Genomic DNA, 20420 nt, shown 5'->3' on the forward strand with positions numbered 1-20420 from the left:
CTGTGAGGATGGCAGCCGACACCCGGCCACGGAAATTGTCAATTGCAGCGGAGCAAGCGGCCGGACGGCGCTAAAGCGCTTGTCGCCGTCGGAATTTGGTTTGCCGGATGCGGCGATTTTCCCTATAGTCACCTTCGTCGTCGGTTCCGATTGGAGCCAAGAGGGAATGCGGTGCGGGCAGATTTGTTGCCCAATGCCGTGGCTGCCCCCGCAACTGTGTGCGGTAGTCCTCTCCATATGCCACTGAAGATTTTCTTCGGGAAGGTGGGGAAGGGCGCTGATCCGCGAGCCAGGAGACCTGCCGGCGACAGGAAACTGACTTCGATGCCCTCGGGTGGAGGGTGAAAGGACAAGACATGAATACCGCTTCCGTCTCCCTCGGCGCCTCCATCTCCTCGCAGTCGCGCCTCCTGCAGCTCGCGCTCGCGGCGCTGCTCGGCGTTTTCGTCGTAGGCTTTGTCGGTTTCTCGCATATCGACGCGGTCCACAATGCCGCGCACGACTATCGCCACTCGATGGCGTTTCCCTGCCACTGATAGGGATTTGACATCATGAACCTGTTTCGCAACGTCGTGTTCATCGCGGCGATCGCAGGGCTCGTGGCCGGTGTCGTTCTCGCCTGCATGCAGGCCTATGCCACCGTGCCGTTGATCCTGAAGGCGGAAGTCTACGAACAGGCCGGCGGCGGCCACCACCACGACCATACCGCACCGGCCCCGACCGACAACAACGCCATGAACTCTGCCGCCCCGGCGGGCAATGCCATGAGCTCCGCCGCGCCGGCAGCCGCTGAAGCTGTTCCGGCTGAAGAGGAAGGCTGGGCGCCGGCCGACGGCTTCGAGCGCTTCGCCTTCAGCGTGCTTGCCAACATCGTCACCGGCATCGGCTTCGCGCTGGTCCTGGTCGCGGTTTCGGAATTCGCCGGCGGCATCGGCAACTTGCGCCAGGGCGTGTTCTGGGGACTGGCCGGCTTTGCCGTGTTCACGCTGGCGCCGGGCCTCGGCCTGCCGCCGGAACTGCCGGCCATGCCTGCCGCCGAGCTTCTGCCACGCCAGATCTGGTGGACGGCGACGGTGGCGGCGACGGCGATCGGCCTTGCCCTGATCGCCTTCCGCAAATCACTGCCGCTGGCGATTCTGGGCGTGGTGTTGATCGTCGCGCCGCATATTGTCGGCGCGCCGCAGCCGGACAGTTTCGAGACGCCGATTCCGGAAGGCCTGCACCATCAGTTCGTGGTGGCGGTAACCGTGACCAATCTGGTGTTCTGGCTCGTGCTCGGCGCTGTCGTCGGCGTGGTGCGCGGACGCTTCACCGGCAGCGCGACGAGCCTGCGCGACAGCTTTGCCTGATCGCGGAAGACTGACCTTCATCATCGGCGGTGCGCGCTCCGGCAAGAGCGCGCACGCCGAAACGCTGATGACGGCCTTGCCTTCGCCATGGACCTACATCGCCACGGCGCAAGCCTATGACGACGAGATGCGGCAGCGCATCGCGTTGCACCGGTCGCGGCGCGGCGAGGGCTGGACGACCATCGATGCACCGCTTGGCCTTGTCGGTGCACTCGAGGCCCTACCGGAGGACCAGCCGGTCCTTGTCGACTGCCTGACGCTCTGGCTGACCAATCACATGCTGGCCGATCATGATGTAGAGGCCGAATGTCGGCGGCTGGCTGACATGCTGTCGCGGCCGCGCGGACCCTGGTTCGTGGTATCCAACGAGGTCGGGCAAGGCATCGTGCCCGACAATGCGCTGGGGCGCCGGTTCCGCGACGCCGCCGGCCGGCTCAACCAGCAGGTCGCGGCGATTGCCGAGACCGTGCTTTTGATGGTGGCGGGGCTGCCGCTCAAGGTGAAGTGACATGACCGACATCGACGAAAAGGACGAAGAGCGCCACCGCGCCAAGATGGCCAAGCGCAAGGCGGTCCAAGACGCCGAGGTGGCGAGCAAGACGGTCGAAAAGGGGCTGCTGATCGTCAACACCGGTCCCGGCAAAGGCAAGACCACGGCTGCCTTTGGCCTGGCGTTGCGCATGCTCGGCTATGACAAGCGCGTCGGCGTCGTCCAGTTCATCAAGGGCAAATGGCATACGGGTGAGAAGGAGGCCTTCGCCGCCTTCGGCGACCGCGTCGTGTGGCACGCGATGGGCGAGGGGTTCACCTGGGAGACACAGGATCTGAAGCGCGACATCGCGGCGGCCGAGGCCGCCTGGGCCAAGGCGCTGGAGCTGATGGCCGATCCGTCGATCAGTCTCGTCGTGCTCGACGAACTCAACATCGCGCTGCGCTACGAGTATCTCGATCTGGACAAGGTGGTTGTCGCGCTGAAAGCGCGCCGCGAGGGCCTGCATGTCGTCGTCACCGGTCGCAACGCCAAGCCGGCGCTGGTCGAGGCGGCCGACCTGGTGACCGAGATGGGGCTGACCAAGCACCATTTCGCGGCGGGCGTGAAGGCGCAGCAGGGGGTGGAGTTTTGAGAGCTGTTGTCCCCTTTTGTGGATGAGCATTCAAGTCTGGTCGCCAAACGCTTCCAGCAGGGCTCACTTCCTTTCCCTCCGGAGGGGGGAAAGGTGGCGCTGCGAAGCAGCGACGGATTGGGGGAAGGCGGTTATCGAACGCGCGGTCCGCAGACAGGCAGGCGCAACCCGGCGGGTGCGAGAAACGCGACTGCCGAGCTCGTCGACCCCCACTCCGTCTCGGCTCGCCGAGCCACCTCTCCCCCGATCGACGGGGGAGAGGAAAGGCGCGAACCTGTTGCAGCCCGGCTCCCTTCCTCCCCTTCGGGAGAGAACTCACGGGGGGGGTGAGATCATGCCAGAATGACGATCGCCGAAACCACGCCGAACAGCGCGATCAACAGGCAGTCGGCGACGCGGTAGAGTTTCAGCGCCCGCCTTATGTCGATGCTGTCGGCTTCGCGCCGGCCGCCTTCGCCCATGAACGCGTCGTCGACCGTTACGCCGCCATAGCTGCGCGGCCCGGCGAGCGCCAGGCCAAGTGCGCCGGCCATCGCCGCCTCCGGCCAGCCGGCATTGGGCGAGCGGTGCTTTTTCGCGTCGCGCCGCACCGCCTGCCATGCGGCTTTCGCGTCGGCGCCTTTCACCAGGAAAGCCGCCAAGGTGATGAGCAACGCCGTCAGCCGCGACGCCGGCAGGTTGATCCAATCGTCGAAGCGTGCGGCTGCCCTGCCGAATGCTTCGTGGCGCGGCGTGCGATGGCCGATCATCGAATCGGCGGTGTTGGCGGCCTTGTAGGCGGCGCCGCCGGCGAGGCCGCCGACGCCCGTCCAGAAGGCGGGGGCAACGATGCCGTCGGAAAAATTCTCGGCCAGGCTCTCGATCGCCGCGCGGCAGACGCCGGCCCTGTCGAGGGTTTCGGGATCGCGGCCGACGATGCGCGAGACGGCGGCGCGGCCCATGTCGAGGCCGCCCGAGTCGAGCGCATCGGCGACGGCCTCGACATGCTCATAAAGGCTCCGCTGCGACAGGAACGATGTTGCCAGAAGGGCGGTGATGAACAGTCCCAGGGGAATGAACCAGAGCAGGATCTGCACGCACAGGCCAATTAGCGCCGGCACCAGCACGATGACCAGAAGCGCCTGGACACCACGTTGGCGACGCAGTGCGTCGGGATCAGTGGCGCGGTTGAGCCTGCGATCGAGAAAGGATATCAGCCTGCCAAACCACGTCACGGGATGGCCGATGGCGCGAAACAGCCAGTCGGGGTAGCCCAGCGCGGATTCGATGGCCAATGACAGGAAAGCGATCAGGACTGACATGAAGCTTCTTGAAGGAGCGGTGGACCATGGTGGAAGTCTCGGCCGGGCAAGGGCGCTTTTCCCCAACGCCCCCCAGCCTTTCGTCGACCTCTCGACCGGAATCAATCCGCACTCCTACCCGCTTTTCGAGCTGCCCGCCACCTCGCTGTCGCGATTGCCGGAAGCGGGGCGGGCGCGTGAGCTGACGGCGATCGCGGCCATTAGCTATGGTGCGCCCTCGCCAGCCAATGTCGTCGCTGCGCCCGGTACGCAGATCCTGCTGCCACGCGTGGCTTCGCTCATCGCACCGGGCAGGGCGCTCGTGCTGGGGCCGACTTATGCCGAACATGCCCGCGCGGCGGCAATCACGGGGCACGAGGTGACCGAAGTCAGCGATTTCGCTGATCTGGCGGATGCCGACCTGGCCATCGTGGTCAATCCGAACAACCCGGATGGGCGCATCGTCGAGCGCGACCGGCTGCTGGCGCTGGCCGCCGGTTTGCGCGCCAAGGGCGGGCTGCTGGTCGTCGACGAGGCGTTCATGGATGTCGGCCCGCGCGAACACAGCCTTGCCGGCTATGTCGGCCAGGGCGGCATCGTCGTGCTGCGCTCTTTCGGCAAGTTTTTCGGGCTGGCCGGCCTGCGGCTTGGATTTGCGCTTGCCGATGCGCCGACGGCCCAGCGGCTGGAAACGCAATTCGGACCTTGGGCTGTCGCCGGCCCGGCGCTGGAATATGGCATTCGCGCACTTGCCGATATCGGCTGGCAGGACGCGATGCGCGCGTCGCTGGCGGAGGCATCGGCTCGGCTCGACGGACTGTTCGGTCGTTTCGGCGTGCCTGTCGCGGGCGGCACCACATTGTTCCGCTATTTCAGCCTGCCGGATGCCGCCGGCTTGTTTTCTGTGCTTGGCGAGCGCGGCATCCTGCTTCGCCATTTCACCGACCGCCCGCACGTCCTGCGGGCAGGCCTGCCGGGGAACGAGGAGGAGTGGCTGCGGCTCGAATCCGCCCTTGCCGAATGGGCGGCCCGGCGCGAGGATGGAGCGGAAGGTATCAAACCATGATTCATGTCTGCTCGCTGGCAAAGGTCGAGGAAACGGTGGCGAGGACCGGCGCCGAGCGGCTGCTGTCGCTGTTGGCCGCCGGCACCGATGTGCTCCGCCCGGCCTCGATCATGAGGGAAAATCATCTGCACCTGGTCATGCACGACATCGCGGTGGCGCAGGATGGCATGACCATGCCGGGCGAGGAGCATGTGCGCAATCTGCTCGATTTCGCGCGCCGCTGGGACCGGGCGAGGCCGATGGTCGTGCATTGCTATGCCGGCATCAGCCGCTCGACGGCCTCCGCCTATATCATCGCTGCCGCGCTGGCGCCGAAACGCGACGAGGCCGAGCTGGCCCGGACGTTGCGGACGCTGTCGCCTTCGGCGACGCCAAATCCGCGGCTGATCGCGGTGGCCGACGCGCTGCTTGGTCGAGGCGGCCGCATGATCGCGGCAATCGAAGCGATCGGGCGCGGCGCCGATGCCTTTGAAGGCACACCGTTCGAACTGAAGATCGATATGTAGGGCTACTTCAGCCAATCGGCGAGCTTCGCCTTGCGTACATCCCTAAGCAGGCTGACAAAACCATCAGCCTGATGTTCCGCTGTCAGCCGACCTTTTTCAGCCGTGGCAATGCTGGCGTCGCCGACCACGCCGTTCGGATTGAGATCGCTGGCGATCCAAGCGAAGGCGTGGGTGCCGGTGTGGCGCAGGAGCGAAAATTCCTGCTCCGCGTTGGCGACGTTGGAGACGAAATTGTCGGCCTTGGTCATGTCGACGAGATCCGGCCGGAAATGCAGCATCAGCGAGGTCTCGACGTCGCCGCCATGGATGCCGTGGCGGTCCTCGAGTTCGGTGTACATGCCGGCCGGGCGGCCGAAGCGTTGCCAACTGGTCTTCACCGCCAGCATCTTTTCGCGCACCCGCAATTCGCGCGTGACGATGCCCATGATCTCCTCGTTGCCGCCATGCGAGTTGACGACGACCAGCTTGCGCACGCCTGCCCGCGCAATCGACACGCCAAGCTCGGTCCAGGCGTCCGCCAGCGTCGTTGCCGGCAAAGTAAGCGTGCCCGGCGCGTGAAGATGCTCGTTCGATTTGCCCACCGCCTGGACCGGAAGGATGCGGATGTCGAGATCGTCGGGCAGGCGGGCGATCACCGTGTCGAGCATGCCGTTCATGATCGAGGTGTCGGTCGAGACAGGCAGATGCGGTCCATGCTGCTCGATCGCCGCCACCGGCAGTACGGCGATCGTCGCTTCGGGATCGATCGAGGCATATTCGGTGGTCCGATAGTCACCCCACCACACGCGTCTTTTTGCTACGGTCATGTCATGCCTCTTCGATGGACGGTGAGACCTACCGCGAGATAGGCGGTGTGTCGATCACCCGGCCGCGATGGCCTCGACCTCGACCTTGAATTCAGGCCGGGCAAATCCGCTGACGATCATCAGCGTCGAGGCCGGCGCTGGGTTCGAAAACAGCCGGTCGCGGACATCCATATAGGGTCGCAGATGCGCGCGGTCGGTGACATAGGCGTTGATGCGAACGATATTGCCGAGCCCCAGCCCCGCCTCGCCGAGGATCGCGGCGATGTTCTTGAAGCAAAGCTCGGCCTGGGCGCCGGCGTCTTCGGGGATCTGGTCGTCCGCCGTGATCGCGACCTGGCCTGAACACAACACCAGCCGCTTGCCCGGGGGCACTTCGACGCCGTGACTGTAGCGGGCAAAAGGCGGCTTGATCGACTTCGGGGTGAGGAACTTGAACATGGCAATCTCCTGGATACCGCCAGCCTAAGACTGGATTCATCACAGCTTCAAGATGGCGGTGCATGTCGCCGGTGCGATTGTGGACAGGCGTTTAAAAAATAGGCACGATGCCTCCGGTGCAGCACGACCTTTCCGGCGTTCGCAGATGGCTGTGGTGCAGGCGGGCGGGTCCCGGCGCGAGACGCCGGTGGCATGTGTCTTGCTTCTTGAATCTCTGGTGTCGAGCCTGGCGCGTGGCGCGCCGGAGCAAACAAAGGGTGGTGGTGTCGATGTACGGAAAACTGAAGATGTCGGTAGCGGCGGTGGCCGTGCTTGCAGCGAGCACGCTTGGTGCCGCGGCGAATGAAAAAGTCACCTTCGGCACCAACTGGCTGGCCGAGCCGGAACATGGCGGCTACTACCAGGCCGTGGCCGACGGCACCTATGCCGCCTGCGGCCTCGACGTCACCATCATGCAGGGCGGCCCGCAGGTCAGCGGCCGGCCGATGCTCCTGGCCGGCAAGATCGATTTCTACATGGGCGGCAACCTGCTGTCGGCCTTCGACGCCGTCCAGCAAGGCATTCCGATGCGCGTGGTGGCGGCCGATTTCCAGAAGGATCCGCAGGTCATCATGTCCCATCCCGGCGAGGGGCTGGACAAATGGGAGGACCTGAAGAACGCCGAGCAGTACATTCTGGGCGACGAGGGCGCGCAGACCTTCTTCCAGTGGATGATCATCGAACTCGGCTTCGACGCGGCCAAGCGCGTGCCCTACACCTACAACACTGCTCCCTTCCTCGCCAACAAGAAGTCGATCCAGCAAGGCTATGTCACCTCCGAGCCGTTCGCGGTAAAAAAGGAAGGCGGCTTCGTGCCCAACCAGTTCCTGCTCGCCGACTATGGCTGGGACACCTATTCGACGACGATCGAGGTGATGCAGGACACGATCGACAAGAAGCCGGAGGTGGTCCAGTGCTTCGTCGATGGCTCGGCCAAGGGCTGGTACAAATATCTCTACGGCGACAACAAGGCCGCCAACGACATGATCAAGAAAGACAATCCTGACATGACGGATGAGCAGATCGCTTTCTCGATCGAGCAGATGAAGAAGTTCGGCCTTGCCGATTCCGGCGACACCGAGAAGCTCGGCATCGGCGCCATGAACGAGGCGCGGATCAAGAGTTTTTACGACAAGATGGTCAAGGCCAAGGTCACGCCCGCCGGCATCGACATCACGAAAGCCTACACGCTGGCCTTCGTCAACAAGGGCGTCGGGCTCGAGCTGAAGAAATAGGCCGTCCCAGCATGATGCGGGAACAGGTAGCGCAGGCGCCGGCGAACGGGTCCGACACGGCTCCGGCATTGTTGGCGCTGCGGGGCGTCGGCAAGGTCTTTTCCAATGGCGTGACGGCGCTCGCCGACGTCGACCTGACGATCCGGGAAGGGGATTTCCTCAGCCTGCTCGGGCCGTCCGGCTGCGGCAAGTCGACGGCGCTGCGGCTGATCGCTGGCCTGTCAACGCCGACCTCCGGCATGCTCGACTGGCGTGCGGGCGGTTCGCTCGACCGCTCGAACATCGGCTTCGTGTTCCAGGAGCCGACATTGCTGCCCTGGGCCAGCGTTTTCGACAATGTCTGGCTGCCGCTTAGGCTGAAGGGCGTCAGCCGCGCCAAGGCGGCACCGGTGGTGACCGAGATGCTGGCAAGGGTTCATCTCACCGGTTTCGAGAACGCGGTGCCGCGCGAACTGTCGGGCGGCATGAAGATGCGCGTCTCGATCGCACGGGCCCTGGTGACCAAACCGCGCGTGCTTTTGATGGATGAGCCGTTCGCGGCCCTCGACGAAATCACTCGCTTCAAGCTCAACAACGATCTGCTGGAGTTGTGGCAGGACGAGCGCTTCACCGTCGTCTTCGTCACGCATAGCGTCTTCGAAAGCGTGTTTTTGTCCAACAGGGTTGTCGTCATGGCGGCGCGGCCAGGCAGGATCTTCGACGAGCTTGCCATCGATGCGGCCTATCCGCGCGACGAGGCCTTTCGCACCTCACCCGATTATGCGGCGCTGTGCCGGCAGACGTCCGACGTGCTGGTCAAGGCCATCAACTCAATTGCAGGCTCGCATCATGACGGCCATTGACGGTGCATTGAAACTCGACCCCGAGGAAGCACGCCGCGCGCGCCAGGAGCGGCTCGAGCGGATCGGCCGCTGGGTTCTGCCGCTGGCGATCATGATCCTGGCGATCTGGCTGTGGGACCGTATCTGCGTGTGGAATGAAATTCCGCAATACATCCTGCCGCGTCCCGGTGTGGTGCTGGCAACGCTCTACAACGACGCCGGCCTGCTGTTCTCCGCACTTTTGGTCACCTTGCGCATCACCTTCCTCAGTCTGCTCCTTGCCGTCATCGGCGGCGTCGGGCTGGCGGTGCTGTTCGCGCAGTCGAAATGGGTGGAGATGTCGTTCTTTCCCTTCGCCATCGTGCTGCAGGTGACGCCGATCGTGGCCATCTTCCCGCTGATCAACATCTATGTCGACAACCAGACGACCAAGCTTCTGCTCTGCGCCTGGATTGTCGCCTTCTTTCCGATCCTCTCCAACACCACCCTCGGCCTGAACTCGGTCGACCGCAATCTGCGCGACCTGTTCAAGCTCAACGGCGCAACGCGCTGGCAGCAATTGCGCTATCTCAGGCTGCCGGCGGCGATGCCGTATTTTCTCGGCGGGCTGAAGATCGCCGGCGGCCTGTCGCTGATCGGCGCGGTGGTGGCCGAGTTCGTCGCCGGCGCCACCGGCCAGTCTTCGGGCCTCGCCTCGCGCATCATCGAGGCCGGCTACCGGCTGAACGCCCCCAGGCTGTTCGCGGCGCTGTTCCTGATCTCGCTGACCGGCATCCTGATCTTCCTCGTGCTGTCGCTGATTTCGCATCTCATCTTACGGCGCTGGCACGAGAGCGCGCTGAAGCAGGAGCGGTAGCGCCTTGATTCCGAACACAGGTTCATACCGACTCGCCAACGCACGCGTTCATCGGTCCGTCACGCCTGGCCTTGCCGCGCCCTTCGACGGCGACGGTTTCGCACTTGCCGACATCGCGGTGGGCGACGGCAAGATTTCCAGCATTGCTGTTCCTGGCAGATCGAACGCACCTGCCGATGCGATCGACCTCGGCGGGCGGATTCTGCTGCCGTGCTTCATCGATTGCCACACCCATATCGACAAGGGCCATATCTGGCCGCGAAAACCCAATCCTGACGGCACTTTCATCGGGGCGCTGAATGCCACAGGTGCCGACCGCACTGACCGCTGGAGTGCCGAGGACGTGGTGCGGCGCATGGATTTCTCGCTGCGCTGCGCCTACGCGCATGGCACCAAAGCACTGCGCACGCATCTGGACAGTGTCCCGCCGCAGGAGGAAATCTCCTGGCCGGTGTTCGAGACGATGCGTGAGAGGTGGCGCGGCCGCATCGAGTTGCAGGGCGCCTGCCTGATCGGCGTCGAGGGCGTGCGCGACAAGAATTGGTTCGACAGGCTGGCCAAAAGGGTGGCCGCCGCCAAGGGCGTGCTTGGCGTCGTCACCTACATGGTGCCGGATCTGGAAGAACTGCTCGACCATGTCTTCGCCCAAGCCGTCAAGCATGGCCTCGATCTCGATTTCCATGCCGACGAGACCGACGACGTCGCGGCGATCTCGCTGAAGAAAATCGCCGAGGCGTCGCTATGGAGCGGCTTCGAGGGCAAGATCCTCGTCGGCCACTGCTGTTCGCTGGCGCGCCAGCCGGACCTCGACGTGCTGGACACTCTGGACAAGGTGGCGAAAGCCGGGCTGGCGATCGTCTCGCTGCCGATGTGCAATCTCTATCTGCAGGATCGGCGGCGCGATCAGACTACGCCGCGCTGGCGCGGGGTGACGATGCTGCACGAGATGAAGGCGAGGGGCATTCCGGTCGCGGTCGCTTCCGACAACACGCGCGATCCCTTCTATGCCTATGGCGATCTCGACATGCTGGAGGTCTACCGCATGGCGACGCGCATCCTGCATTTCGATCATCCGGTCGCCGATTGGCCGCGGGCCGTCACGGCAACGCCGGCTCACGTGATGCGGCTCGATGGTTTCGGCACGCTTGCCGCCGGCGGCGATGCCGACTTCATTGTCTTCAAGGGCCGCAACTGGACGGAATTGCTGTCTCGGCCCGAATCGGATCGCATCGTGGTGCGCGCCGGGCGAGCGATCGACCGGCAATTGCCCGACTATGCCGAACTCGACGAGCTGATGGTGGACTGATGGATATCGCCGCGCTGAAACGCGATCTCGACGGGATAAAATTCGACGACAATCCGGCCATCGTCCAGCAGAAAAGCCGCGATTTCTACTGGTACAGCCCGGTGCTGAAGCAGCAGCTCGATCACGTCACCGGCGACCTGGTCGTGACGCCGAAAAACGAGGCCGAGCTGATCCGCGTGCTCGCCGCCTGCCACCGGCATGGCGTGCCAGTGACGCCGCGCGGCAGCGGCACAGGCAATTACGGCCAGGCGATGCCGCTCTCGGGCGGCGTCGTGCTCAATCTCGCCGAGATGAACGAGATCAAGTCGATCGCGCCGGGGCGTGTGGTGACCGGGCCGGGCGCTGTGCTGGCCGACATTGACAAGGCAACGCGGGCGCATTCCGGGCAGGAACTGCGGCTCTCACCCTCCACCTACAACACCGCCTCGATCGGCGGCTTCATCGCCGGCGGTTCGGGCGGCGTCGGTTCGATCAATTTCGGCGGCTTGCGTGATTTCGGCAATGTGCTGCGCCTGCGCGTGGTAACCATGGAGGCCGAGCCGAGGGCGCTCGAACTCACCGGCGAGGATCTGCACAAGGTGACGCATGCATACGGCACCAACGGCATCATCATGGAAGTCGAAATGCCGCTGACCGCGGCCTATGAGTGGATCGACATCATTGTCGGCTTCGACGCCTTCATGAATGCGGCGCGCTACGGCAACGCGCTGGCCTGCCAGGACGGCATCCTGACCAAGCTGATCACGCCGATCGCGGCACCGGTGCCGCAGCTCTATTTCAAACGGCACCAGAAATTCCTGAAGGATGGGCAGAGCATCTGCGTCGTCATGGTGGCGCGGCATGGGCTGGACGCCTTTCTCGCTTTCACGCGGCGGGCTGGAGGCGAGGTGATCTTCAACGCCGCCACGGCGACGCCGGAGGAGAAGAAGGGTCTGCCGCCGGCCTATGAACTGGCCTGGAACCACACAACGCTCAGGGCGCTGCGGGTCGACCCTGATATCACCTATCTACAGTCGCTCTATCCCTTTCCCAACCAGCTGGCGCTGGTCGAGAAAATGGACGCGATGTTTCCGGGCGAAGTGTTCTCGCATCTGGAGTTCGTGCGGCTGGATGGCAACATCACCTGCTTCGGCCTGCCGCTGATCAAATTCACCACCGAGGCGCGGCTCGACGAGATCATCCGCCTGCATGAAGAGAATGGCTGCCCGATCTTCAACCCGCATCGTTACACGCTGGAAGAGGGCGGCATGAAGCAGACCGATGCGGTGCAACTCGCCTTCAAGCGCGAGACCGACCCGCAAGGACTGCTCAATCCCGGCAAGATGATCGCCTGGGAAAACCCGGATTATGACTACCGTTCGGGACGAACTTTTCTGTTCAAGGGGCTGCAGAGGACGGGATGAGGAGAGGCTCGCGCTTGAACACCCCCCTCTGGCCTGCCGGCCCGGGCCCTTCGCTGTCGCTTCGGGCGTTCGTCGCTCGGAAAGCCAAGAAATTGGCTTCCCGTCCGCTGCGCGGACCACTCCTCACCCCCCGCATGGGGGGAGATCGGCAGCTTAAGCGCTGCCGCCAACCTGCCGCGCTGACAATTGGCGAAAGCAGGGAGATAGTCCGATCTCCCCCCTTGCGGGGGAGATGCCCGGCAGGGCAGAGGGGGGTGCCTCGCGCTGACCCAGGCAATGCCTCACTATGAACATCCTCGTCCTCCACGCCCATCCGGTCGAAACCAGCTTCAATGCCGGCCTGCACCGGACGATCGTCGAGCGACTGACGGCTGCCGGTCATGCGATTGACGACTGCGACCTCTATGCCGAGGACTTCGACCCGCGGCTCTCTCGCCAGGAACGGCTGGACTATCACAATCCGCGCGGCTCCGCCGACCCTGCGGCGCCGTATGTCGAACGTCTGTTGCGCGCCGATGCGCTGGTGCTTTCCTATCCGGTCTGGAATTACGGCTTTCCGGCAATTCTGAAAGGGTTCTTCGACCGCGTCTTCCTGCCCGGCGTGTCGTTCAAGCTGGTCGACGGCAAGGCGCAGCCGTCGCTGCACAACATCAGGAAGATCGCGGCGGTCACCACCTATGGCGGCAGCCGGTTCCGCGCCATGCTGATGGGTGACCCGCCGCGCAAACTGGTCCAGCGCGTGCTGCGCGCCACGGTCAAGCCGGGCGCTTCGGTTTCCTATCTGGCGCATTATTCGATGAACATTTCGAGCGACGAGACGCGCAAGGCGTTCTTGGCCAAGGTCACGGCCAGCATGGACAGATTCTGATGCGCGCGCTGGTGGTTTATTGCCATCCGGTGCCGGAGAGTTTTTGCGCCGCTATCCGCGACACCGCCGTGGAGGTGCTGACGCGAAAGGGCTGGGAGGTGCGGCTGCTCGACCTCTATGCCGAGAAGTTCGATCCGGTGATGAGCTGCGAGGAACGGCGTTTCTACAACAACCAGGCGCCGCAGGACCTTGCGCTGAAGCCGCATTTCGAGCTGCTCAACTGGGCCGAGGCGATCCTCTTTGTCTATCCGACCTGGTGGTACGGGCTGCCAGCGATGCTGAAGGGTTGGCTCGACCGGGTGTGGGCGACGGACGTCGCCTTCAAGCTGCCGGCCGGCAAGGGGCGGATCAAGTCGCTGATGCGGCATGTGACCAAGGTCGGCGTCATCACCACCTGCGGCGCGCCGACATGGTGGAGCGTCGTCGTCGGCCAGCCCGGGCGCAAAACCTTGCTGCGCGGCATGCGCGCGCTGTGCGCCACGCGCTGCCGGACTTTCTTCATGGCGCACTATCTGATGGACGCCTCGACGCCGAAGACGAGAGCCGCGTTTCTGGCGAAGGTGCGGGCGAAGCTGGAGCGGTTTTGAAGCTGGAGCGGTTTTGAGGGGGCGTTTTTCCCTTCTCCCACAAGGGGAGAAGGGAAAACCGCGCTACATCTTCACCCGTTCCGCCTTCGGATCATACATCGGCTTCAGCGATGCCTCCGCCGCAAACCGCTCGCCGGCGATCTCGATCTCATAGGACGAGGCCAGCACATCCGCCTCGGTCTCGCCCTGGCAGGGCACATAGCCCAGCCCGATCGCGCCGCCGAGATGGTGGCCGTAATTGCCTGAGGTGATCGGACCGACGATCTTGCCGTCGCGCAGGATCGCCTCGTTGTGGAAGAGAAGCGGCTGCGGGTCCTTCAGCCGGAACTGGATCAGCCGGCGGCTCAACCCGGCTTCCTTCTTCTTCAACACCGCGTCGCGGCCGATGAAATCGCCCTTGGCCGTCTTCACCGCGAAGCCGAGGCCGGCTTCCAGCACATTGTCCTCGTCGGTGATGTCGTGACCGAAATGGCGGAAAGCCTTTTCGATGCGGCAGGAATCGAGCGCATGCAGCCCGCACAGCTTGAGGCCGACATCGGCGCCGGCCGCGTCGATCGCCTCGAAGACGTGGGCCGCCTGGTCGGTCGAGACATAGAGCTCCCAGCCGAGTTCGCCGACATAGGTGACACGGTGGGCGCGGGCGAGGCCCATGCCGATCTCGATCTCCTGGAACGTGCCGAACGGATTGTTCTCGTCGGAGAAGTCGTTGGGGCTGACCTTCTGGATCAGCTTTCGCGCATCCGGGCCCATCAGGCAGAGAACGCTTTCGGCTGCGGTTACATCGGTGATGACGACGAACTCATCTGTCACGTGCTTGCGCAGCCAGGCAAGGTCGCGCTGCAGCGTGGCGCCGGGCACGACGAGGAAATAGGCGGTGTCCGACAGGCGCGACACCGTGAGATCGCTCTCGATGCCGCCGCGCCGGTTGAGCATCTGCGTATAGACGATCTTGCCCGGCGCCACGTCTATGTTGTTGGCGCAGAGTTTTTGCAGGAAGGCGCAGGCGTCGCGGCCTTCGACGCGGATCTTGCCGAACGAGGTCATGTCGAACAGGCCGACCTTGTTGCGGACGGCGAGGTGCTCCTCGCGCTGGTTGTCGAACCAGTTCTGCCGCTTCCAGGAATAGCGGTACTCGCGCTCCTGTCCCTCGCGCGCGAACCAGTTGGCGCGCTCCCAGCCGGCGACCTCGCCGAACACGGCGCCGCGCGCCTTCAGATGCTCATGCAGGGCTGAACGGCGCACGCCGCGCGACGTCGCCATCTGGCGATAGGGGAAATGGTCGGCATAGAGCAGGCCGAGCGTTTCGGAGACGCGCTCCTTGAGGTAACGGCGGTTCTTCTGGAAAGGCTGGGCGCGGCGGATGTCGACTTCCCACAGGTCGAACGGTGCCTCGCCGTCGTTGATCCACTGTGCCAGCGCCATGCCGGCGCCGCCTGACGAGACGATGCCGATCGAATTGTAGCCAGTCGCCATCCAGTAGCCACGCAGTTCCGGCGCCTCGCCGAGATAGTAGCGGTCGTCGGGCGTAAAACTTTCGGGGCCGTTGAAGAAAGTATGGATGCCGGCGGTGGCCAGCATCGGCATGCGGTTGACGCCCATTTCCAGGATCGGCTCGAAATGGTCCATGTCCTCGGGCAACTGGTCGAAGCAGAAATCCTCACGGATGCCATCCATGCCCCACGGCTTGGCCACTGGCTCGAAGGCGCCGAGCATCATCTTGCCGGCATCTTCCTTGTAATAGGCGCACTCGTCGGGCACGCGCAGCACCGGCAGGCGGCTCAGCCCCGGGATCGGCTCGGTAACGAGGTAAAAATGCTCGCAGGCGTGCAGCGGGATGGTGACGCCGTTCTGGGCGCCCAGTTCGCGCGCCCACATGCCGGCGCAGTTGACGACGATGTCGGTCTCGATCGTGCCTTGCTCTTCACCCTGCGCCCAGGACACGCCGGTGACGCGGCCTGCCTTGGTGTGGACCTTGGTGACCTTCACATTTTCAACGATGGTGGCGCCGCGTTGGCGCGCGCCCTTCGCCAGCGCCATGGCGATGTTGGCGGGGTCGCACTGGCCATCAAGCGGCAGATGCACGGCGCCGACGACGTCGGACACGTTGAGATGCGGGTACATCTCCTTGACTTCCCTGGGCGAAATCTCGCGCACGTCGACATCGAAGGCGCGGGCGAGTGACGCCTGACGGTAGATCTCGTGCTTGCGCTCCTCGGTCAGCGCGACGGTGATCGAGCCGACTTGGCGCATGCCGGTGCCGACCTCGGTCTCGGCTTCCAGCTTGACGTAGAGGTCGGCCGAATATTTCGCCAGCCGCGTCATGTTCTGCGAGCCGCGCAACTGGCCGATCAGGCCGGCGGCATGCCATGTCGTGCCCGAGGTCAGCTGCTTGCGCTCCAGAAGGACGATGTCGGTCCAGCCGAGCTTGGCCAGGTGATAGGCGACCGAGCAGCCCGAAACGCCGCCGCCGATGATGACGGCCCTTGCCTTGGCGGGAATGGTTCTGGGGGAAGGGATGTTCATGCGGCCTCGCGGCGGTAGCTGGAGACAAAGCGGCGCAGCCGGAGTGCTGCTTCCCGCAAGACGGGTTCCGGCTGGCACAGGCTGACGCGGATATGGCCTGCCGCGGCCTCGCCGAAGCTGGAGCCGGGCATGACGCCGACCTTCTCCTTGTCGAGGAAGGCGAAAGCGAATTTCTCGTCGTCGGATTCGACGGCCGATATGTCGAGCATGACATACATGCCGCCTTCGGAGCCGCGCACGCCGACATCGTTCATGCCGCGCACGGCGTCGAGCAGGACGGCGCGTCGCGCCGCATAGCGTTCGGCGATTTCCTTCACGCCATAACCCTTCTCCAGCGCCTCGGTGCAGGCGATCGAGATGAAGGCCGGCAGGCCGTAGGTCGTCACCAGATTGAGGTTGGTCAGCAGCGAGATCATCTCGCTCGGGCCGGTCAGCCAGCCCATGCGCCAGCCGGTCATGCCGTGGCTCTTGGACATGGAATTGATGACCAGCGTGCGCTCGGCCATGCCGGGCAGGGAACGCGGCGAGATGTGCTCGCCACCGCCGAGCGTCCAATAGACTTCGTCGGACAGCAGCCACAAATCGTGCTCGCGGCAGACCTCGGCCAGCTGTTCCAGCCGTTCGCGCGAATAGACGGCTCCGGTCGGGTTGTTCGGCGTGTTAATCAGGATGGCGCGCGTGTTCGGCCGAAGTGCCGCGCGGATCATGTCGGCGCGGGGCTGGAAACCGTCCTCGGCCGGCGTCTCGACAACCGTGAAGGTCGCGCCCGCGGCGCTGAAGGTGTTGGGGTAGGTCGCGTAGTATGGCGCGACCACGATGGCGTGGTCGCCCGGGTCGAGCACGGCCTGCACGGCGGCGTAGAGCGCCGCCTGGCCGCCCGGCGTGGCGATGACCTGGTCCGGCGTCGTCCCGACGCCCGTGCAGGCGACCGAGGCCGCCGCCATCGCCTTGCGCAGGCGCGGCAGGCCGGGCAAAGGGGTATAGTGGTGATTGCTGCCGCGAACCGCGGTCACGCAAGCCTCGATCGTTTCGGAAGGTGTGTCGAAATCGTGATCGCCGACCGACAGCATGATGATGTCCTCGCCGGCTTCCTTGCGGGCCCATGCGGCGAAGTGGACTTCCCAGCCATCCTTGCCCGACGGCACGATGCCTGAAATGCGCGATGATGGTTTTGGCATCAGGCTCTCAACCTTTCGTTCTTCGGATCCCACAAGGGCTCATCGTTCTGCACGACCGCCTTGAAACGGTCGCCGAAGATCTCGATCTCCACGGCGGTGCCGGGCTCCGCCAGATCGGCACGCAGCATGCCGAGCGCGATCGACTTGCCGACGCGATGGCCCCAGCCGCCCGACGTCGTCTCGCCGACGATCTGGCCGTCATGCCACAGCGTCGACATGTAGGGGGCGTCGCAATCGCCGGGGTTTTCGACCACCAGCGTGACGAAGCGCTTCTTGACGCCCTGCTGCTTCTCGTTCTGGAGCGCCGCCTTGCCGCGGAACTCGGGCTTGTCCCATTTGACGAACCGCTCGAGCCCGCCTTGCAGGATCGAGTAGTCGGTCGAGAGGTCGCCTTTCCAGGTGCGATAGCCCTTTTCAAGCCGCAACGAATCCAGCGCGTACATGCCGAATGGTTTCAGGCCGTGCGGCTGTCCCGCCGCGCAGATGGTGTCGAAAACGGCGGCGGTGTCGTCGACCCTGGTGTGGATTTCCCAGCCGAGTTCGCCGGCGAAGGAGACGCGGACCAGCTTCGCCCAGCGCCCGGCGATCTTGGTTTCCTGATGCGTGAGCCACGGCAAGGTCAGGTCGGCCTCACAGACGGCGGCGAGGATTTCCCGCGACTTGGGTCCGGCCAGGATTTGGGTGGAGAATTCCTCGGTCCGGTCGATCAGCTTGAAAGTCGCATCCACGGGCATGTGCGATTTCAGCCATTCGAAATCATGCCATTGCGCCACCGCCGCGGTGATCAGCGTCATGGATTCCTCGCCGTGGCGCACCACCGACATTTCGGTGACGATGCGGCCCTTGTCGTCGGAGAAATAGACGAGACCGATGCGGCCGGGCTTCGGCACGAGGCCGGTCACTTGCCGGCTAAGCCATTCGGCGGCGCCCGGACCTTCGAGGTTGAAGCGCGAAAAACCCGGCAGGTCGAGGATGCCGGCGGCGTCGCGGACGGCCAGGCATTCCTCGCACACGCGGTGCTGCCACGGCCCGTCGCGACGGAAGGTGAGCGTTGCTTCCTCCGAGACGTCGTCGCCATCCTGCGCATACCAGGTGGCGCGCTCCCAGCCATTATAGGCGTCGAAGCGCGCGCCGAACGCCTTCATGCGATCATGGATCGGCGACAATTTCCTGTCGCGTCCCGCCGGCCAGGCATGGCGCGGAAACTGGATGGCGTATTCGTTGCCGTAGATCTCCATGCCTTTGGCAACGCAGTAATCCGGAGCCGAAGCGAAGGACGTGAAGCGGCGCGGGTCGCAGGACCACATGTCCCATTCGGTCTGGCCTTGCGTGACCCATTCGGCCAATACCTTGCCTGCACCGCCGCCTTGCGCGATGCCGAAGGTGAAGACGCAGGCCTCGAAGGCGTTGGGAACGCCCGGCATCGGCCCGATCAGCGGATTGCCGTCCGGCGCATAGGGGATCGGGCCGTTGATGACCTTGGACAGGCCGGCGGTGCCCAGGATCGGCACGCGGGCGACGGCGTCGGCCAGATAATGTTCCAGCCGGTCGAGATCGTCGGGGAAAAGCTGGAAGGAAAAATCCTCCGGCATCGGATCGTTGTGACCCGCCCAATGCGCGCGGCAATTGCGCTCATAGGGGCCGAGATTCATGCCGTTCTTTTCCTGGCGCAGATAGTAGGAAGTGTCGACGTCACGCAGCAGCGGCAGCTTCCTGCCCTGTTCCTTCGACCATGCGGCGAGTTCGGGGATCTCCTCGAACAATATGTACTGATGGCTCATCACCATCATCGGCACCTCGCGGCCGAACATTTTTCCAACTTCGGCGGCACGGTAGCCGGCGGCGTTGACGACGATCTCGCAGCGGATCTCGCCTTGCGGCGTCACGACCACCCATTCGTCCCTTTCGCGGCGCACGCCTGTCACCGGGCAGAAGCGTATGATCCGGGCACCCATGTCGCGCGCGCCCTTGGCCAGCGCCTGGGTCAGCTGCGCCGGGTCTATGTCGCCGTCGCTCGGGTCGTAGAGGGCGCCTTCCAGCTCATGCGTCTCGATGAAGGGATAGCGGCGCTTGATCTCGTCCGTGCCGACGATATCGATGTCCATGCCCTGGTAGCGGCCCATGCCCTTGGCGCGCTGGAACTCCTGCATGCGCTCTTGCGTGTGGGCAAGCCGCAGGGAGCCGGTGACATGGTAGTTCATGGGATAGTCGACGGCCTCGGCCAGCCCGCGATAGAGCTCGGTCGAATAGCGCTGCATGTTCATCAGCGACCAGGACGAGGAGAAGGTCGGCACGTTACCGGCGGCATGCCAGGTCGAGCCGGAGGTGAGTTCATTCTTTTCCAGGAGAACGCAGTCGGTCCAGCCCGCCTTGGCGAGATGGTAGAGCGAGGAGGCGCCGACGACACCGCCTCCGATGATCACCACGCGTGCCGTGCTCGGCAAACCGGCCATGTTCTTCTCCAACCCTTGGTCCAATTTCATTCAATAAACTGGCGGCGAAACCACCCAGATGACGACCGCCGGCTCCATTCCCGGATTGCGCCAGCGGAATGGCTTGCCCTCGAAGCGAAAGGAATCGCCTTCGCCGAGCCGATGCCATGTCCCCGATATTTCGATGTCGAACGTCCCCGACACGACATATCCAGCCTCTTCGGTCGGCCGACGCGGCTCGCTCTTGAGCTCGGCGCCCGGCGCGAAGACGGAACGCAGCATCTCGAAGCTACCGCCGAGATCAGGCGACAGAAGCTCCTCCATGAGGCCGGATTCGCTTGTGCCAAGGGTGCGGCGGCTGCCGGCCCGCACGACCGCGCCGCGCTCGCTTTCGACAGGCACGTCGTGGCCGAAGAACAGGCTGACCGGCACGCCGAACAGTTCGCCGAAAGCCCGGAGATCACTGAGCGACGGTGTCGACAGGCCGCGTTCGACCTGGCTGACCCAGCCGACCGACCGGCCGAGTTTCAGGGCGATCTCGGCGAGCGTCAACCCTCGCGCCTTGCGCAGCGCCCTGATGTCGCTGGCCAGCAATCGCTCGTA

General features: G+C 64.4%; 20 protein-coding genes and 1 riboswitch. Of the genes, 13 read left to right on the plus strand and 7 right to left on the minus strand.

Annotated features, from left to right (window positions below; all coding sequences use genetic code 11):
* Positions 1–124: 124 nt before the first annotated feature.
* A riboswitch (cobalamin riboswitch) is annotated at positions 125–321 on the plus strand.
* Positions 322–356: 35 nt separating this feature from the next.
* Genes FJ867_RS11540 through cobO form a run of 4 tightly spaced genes read left to right on the plus strand, consistent with a single transcriptional unit; the run spans position 357 to position 2473 of the window.
* Complete coding sequence (locus tag FJ867_RS11540) at positions 357–536, plus strand: CbtB domain-containing protein (protein WP_140495602.1); 180 nt, start codon at positions 357–359, stop codon at positions 534–536.
* A 15-nt stretch (positions 537–551) separates the two neighbouring features.
* Positions 552–1349, plus strand: a complete 798-nt coding sequence (locus FJ867_RS11545; RefSeq protein ID WP_140728972.1) for a CbtA family protein — start codon at positions 552–554, stop codon at positions 1347–1349.
* Positions 1342–1857 carry a bifunctional adenosylcobinamide kinase/adenosylcobinamide-phosphate guanylyltransferase gene (cobU, locus tag FJ867_RS11550; RefSeq protein WP_140521135.1) on the plus strand — a complete coding sequence of 172 codons (516 nt, stop codon included), beginning with the start codon at positions 1342–1344 and terminating at the stop codon, positions 1855–1857. Before FJ867_RS11545 ends, cobU begins: the two co-directional genes overlap by 8 nt.
* A 1-nt stretch (position 1858) precedes the next feature.
* Entirely contained in the window at positions 1859–2473 is a 615-nt protein-coding gene (gene cobO / locus FJ867_RS11555) for a cob(I)yrinic acid a,c-diamide adenosyltransferase (RefSeq protein WP_140817415.1), read from the plus strand.
* Positions 2474–2805: 332 nt separating this feature from the next.
* Here cobO and cbiB read toward each other — a convergent pair whose 3' ends face one another.
* The gene (gene cbiB, locus FJ867_RS11560; RefSeq protein ID WP_140555013.1) at positions 2806–3774 is read right to left on the minus strand and encodes an adenosylcobinamide-phosphate synthase CbiB; all 969 of its coding nucleotides are present in this window, start codon (positions 3772–3774) and stop codon (positions 2806–2808) included.
* On the opposite strand from cbiB, the gene cobD reads away from it, so the two are divergent.
* Complete coding sequence (gene cobD / locus FJ867_RS11565; protein WP_140817416.1) at positions 3773–4819, plus strand: threonine-phosphate decarboxylase CobD; 1047 nt, start codon at positions 3773–3775, stop codon at positions 4817–4819. The genes cbiB and cobD overlap by 2 nt on opposite strands.
* Positions 4816–5325, plus strand: a complete 510-nt coding sequence (locus FJ867_RS11570) for a tyrosine phosphatase family protein (protein WP_140817418.1) — start codon at positions 4816–4818, stop codon at positions 5323–5325. The genes cobD and FJ867_RS11570 overlap by 4 nt, the downstream gene beginning before the upstream one ends.
* 2 nt (positions 5326–5327) lie before the next feature.
* Here FJ867_RS11570 and FJ867_RS11575 read toward each other — a convergent pair whose 3' ends face one another.
* Positions 5328–6131: a creatininase family protein gene (locus tag FJ867_RS11575; RefSeq protein ID WP_140547725.1), complete on the minus strand. Its 804-nt coding sequence runs from the start codon at positions 6129–6131 to the stop codon at positions 5328–5330.
* Between the two features lie 54 nt (positions 6132–6185).
* Positions 6186–6569 carry a RidA family protein gene (locus FJ867_RS11580; RefSeq protein ID WP_140555017.1) on the minus strand — a complete coding sequence of 128 codons (384 nt, stop codon included), beginning with the start codon at positions 6567–6569 and terminating at the stop codon, positions 6186–6188.
* Between the two features lie 269 nt (positions 6570–6838).
* On the opposite strand from FJ867_RS11580, the gene FJ867_RS11585 reads away from it, so the two are divergent.
* The 7 genes from FJ867_RS11585 (at position 6839) to FJ867_RS11620 (ending at position 13684) form a co-directional block, all read left to right on the plus strand.
* Positions 6839–7843, plus strand: a complete 1005-nt coding sequence (locus FJ867_RS11585) for an ABC transporter substrate-binding protein (protein WP_140495611.1) — start codon at positions 6839–6841, stop codon at positions 7841–7843.
* An 11-nt stretch (positions 7844–7854) separates the two neighbouring features.
* Positions 7855–8685, plus strand: coding sequence for an ABC transporter ATP-binding protein (locus FJ867_RS11590; protein ID WP_140495612.1), 831 nt, complete (start codon positions 7855–7857; stop codon positions 8683–8685).
* Positions 8672–9520, plus strand: a complete 849-nt coding sequence (locus FJ867_RS11595) for an ABC transporter permease (RefSeq protein ID WP_140495613.1) — start codon at positions 8672–8674, stop codon at positions 9518–9520. The genes FJ867_RS11590 and FJ867_RS11595 overlap by 14 nt, the downstream gene beginning before the upstream one ends.
* Positions 9521–9524: 4 nt before the next feature.
* Positions 9525–10826, plus strand: a complete 1302-nt coding sequence (locus tag FJ867_RS11600) for a cytosine deaminase (protein WP_140817420.1) — start codon at positions 9525–9527, stop codon at positions 10824–10826.
* On the plus strand, positions 10826–12229 hold the full coding sequence (locus FJ867_RS11605; RefSeq protein ID WP_140817422.1) for an FAD-binding oxidoreductase: 1404 nt from the start codon (positions 10826–10828) through the stop codon (positions 12227–12229). Before FJ867_RS11600 ends, FJ867_RS11605 begins: the two co-directional genes overlap by 1 nt.
* 286 nt (positions 12230–12515) lie before the next feature.
* Entirely contained in the window at positions 12516–13097 is a 582-nt protein-coding gene (locus FJ867_RS11615) for an NAD(P)H-dependent oxidoreductase (RefSeq protein WP_140555020.1), read from the plus strand.
* A complete protein-coding gene (locus FJ867_RS11620; protein ID WP_140516377.1) occupies positions 13097–13684 on the plus strand; it encodes an NAD(P)H-dependent oxidoreductase in 588 nt (195 codons plus the stop codon). Before FJ867_RS11615 ends, FJ867_RS11620 begins: the two co-directional genes overlap by 1 nt.
* 63 nt (positions 13685–13747) lie before the next feature.
* On the opposite strand, the gene FJ867_RS11625 is transcribed toward FJ867_RS11620, so the two are convergent.
* The 4 genes from FJ867_RS11625 to FJ867_RS11640 are packed head-to-tail and all read right to left on the minus strand — an operon-like array spanning position 13748 to position 20411.
* Positions 13748–16207, minus strand: a complete 2460-nt coding sequence (locus FJ867_RS11625) for an FAD-dependent oxidoreductase (RefSeq protein ID WP_140817426.1) — start codon at positions 16205–16207, stop codon at positions 13748–13750.
* Positions 16204–17385, minus strand: a complete 1182-nt coding sequence (locus tag FJ867_RS11630; protein WP_140495619.1) for a pyridoxal phosphate-dependent aminotransferase — start codon at positions 17383–17385, stop codon at positions 16204–16206. The genes FJ867_RS11625 and FJ867_RS11630 overlap by 4 nt, the downstream gene beginning before the upstream one ends.
* Entirely contained in the window at positions 17385–19838 is a 2454-nt protein-coding gene (locus FJ867_RS11635) for an FAD-dependent oxidoreductase (RefSeq protein WP_140817428.1), read from the minus strand. Before FJ867_RS11635 ends, FJ867_RS11630 begins: the two co-directional genes overlap by 1 nt.
* Before the next feature lie 30 nt (positions 19839–19868).
* Positions 19869–20411 carry an XRE family transcriptional regulator gene (locus FJ867_RS11640; protein WP_246675037.1) on the minus strand — a complete coding sequence of 181 codons (543 nt, stop codon included), beginning with the start codon at positions 20409–20411 and terminating at the stop codon, positions 19869–19871.
* Between the last annotated feature and the right edge of the window lie 9 nt (positions 20412–20420).

Origin of the sequence: Mesorhizobium sp. B2-5-3, from assembly GCF_006441005.1 — a bacterium.
Lineage (GTDB): Bacteria > Pseudomonadota > Alphaproteobacteria > Rhizobiales > Rhizobiaceae > Mesorhizobium.

Excerpts from the sequence above, each read along its gene's own strand:
- FJ867_RS11635 (WP_140817428.1), bottom strand. The coding sequence starts at position 19,838 with ATGGCCGGTTTGCCGAGCACGGCACGCGTGGTGATCATCGGAGGCGGT.
- FJ867_RS11595 (WP_140495613.1), top strand. The coding sequence starts at position 8,672 with ATGACGGCCATTGACGGTGCATTGAAACTCGACCCCGAGGAAGCACGC.
- FJ867_RS11570 (WP_140817418.1), top strand. The coding sequence starts at position 4,816 with ATGATTCATGTCTGCTCGCTGGCAAAGGTCGAGGAAACGGTGGCGAGG.
- cobD (WP_140817416.1), top strand. The coding sequence starts at position 3,773 with ATGAAGCTTCTTGAAGGAGCGGTGGACCATGGTGGAAGTCTCGGCCGG.
- FJ867_RS11540 (WP_140495602.1), top strand. The coding sequence starts at position 357 with ATGAATACCGCTTCCGTCTCCCTCGGCGCCTCCATCTCCTCGCAGTCG.
- FJ867_RS11575 (WP_140547725.1), bottom strand. The coding sequence starts at position 6,131 with ATGACCGTAGCAAAAAGACGCGTGTGGTGGGGTGACTATCGGACCACC.
- cbiB (WP_140555013.1), bottom strand. The coding sequence starts at position 3,774 with ATGTCAGTCCTGATCGCTTTCCTGTCATTGGCCATCGAATCCGCGCTG.
- FJ867_RS11625 (WP_140817426.1), bottom strand. The coding sequence starts at position 16,207 with ATGAACATCCCTTCCCCCAGAACCATTCCCGCCAAGGCAAGGGCCGTC.
- FJ867_RS11605 (WP_140817422.1), top strand. The coding sequence starts at position 10,826 with ATGGATATCGCCGCGCTGAAACGCGATCTCGACGGGATAAAATTCGAC.
- FJ867_RS11545 (WP_140728972.1), top strand. The coding sequence starts at position 552 with ATGAACCTGTTTCGCAACGTCGTGTTCATCGCGGCGATCGCAGGGCTC.
- FJ867_RS11580 (WP_140555017.1), bottom strand. The coding sequence starts at position 6,569 with ATGTTCAAGTTCCTCACCCCGAAGTCGATCAAGCCGCCTTTTGCCCGC.
- cobO (WP_140817415.1), top strand. The coding sequence starts at position 1,859 with ATGACCGACATCGACGAAAAGGACGAAGAGCGCCACCGCGCCAAGATG.
- FJ867_RS11620 (WP_140516377.1), top strand. The coding sequence starts at position 13,097 with ATGCGCGCGCTGGTGGTTTATTGCCATCCGGTGCCGGAGAGTTTTTGC.
- FJ867_RS11585 (WP_140495611.1), top strand. The coding sequence starts at position 6,839 with ATGTACGGAAAACTGAAGATGTCGGTAGCGGCGGTGGCCGTGCTTGCA.
- FJ867_RS11630 (WP_140495619.1), bottom strand. The coding sequence starts at position 17,385 with ATGCCAAAACCATCATCGCGCATTTCAGGCATCGTGCCGTCGGGCAAG.
- FJ867_RS11590 (WP_140495612.1), top strand. The coding sequence starts at position 7,855 with ATGATGCGGGAACAGGTAGCGCAGGCGCCGGCGAACGGGTCCGACACG.
- FJ867_RS11615 (WP_140555020.1), top strand. The coding sequence starts at position 12,516 with ATGAACATCCTCGTCCTCCACGCCCATCCGGTCGAAACCAGCTTCAAT.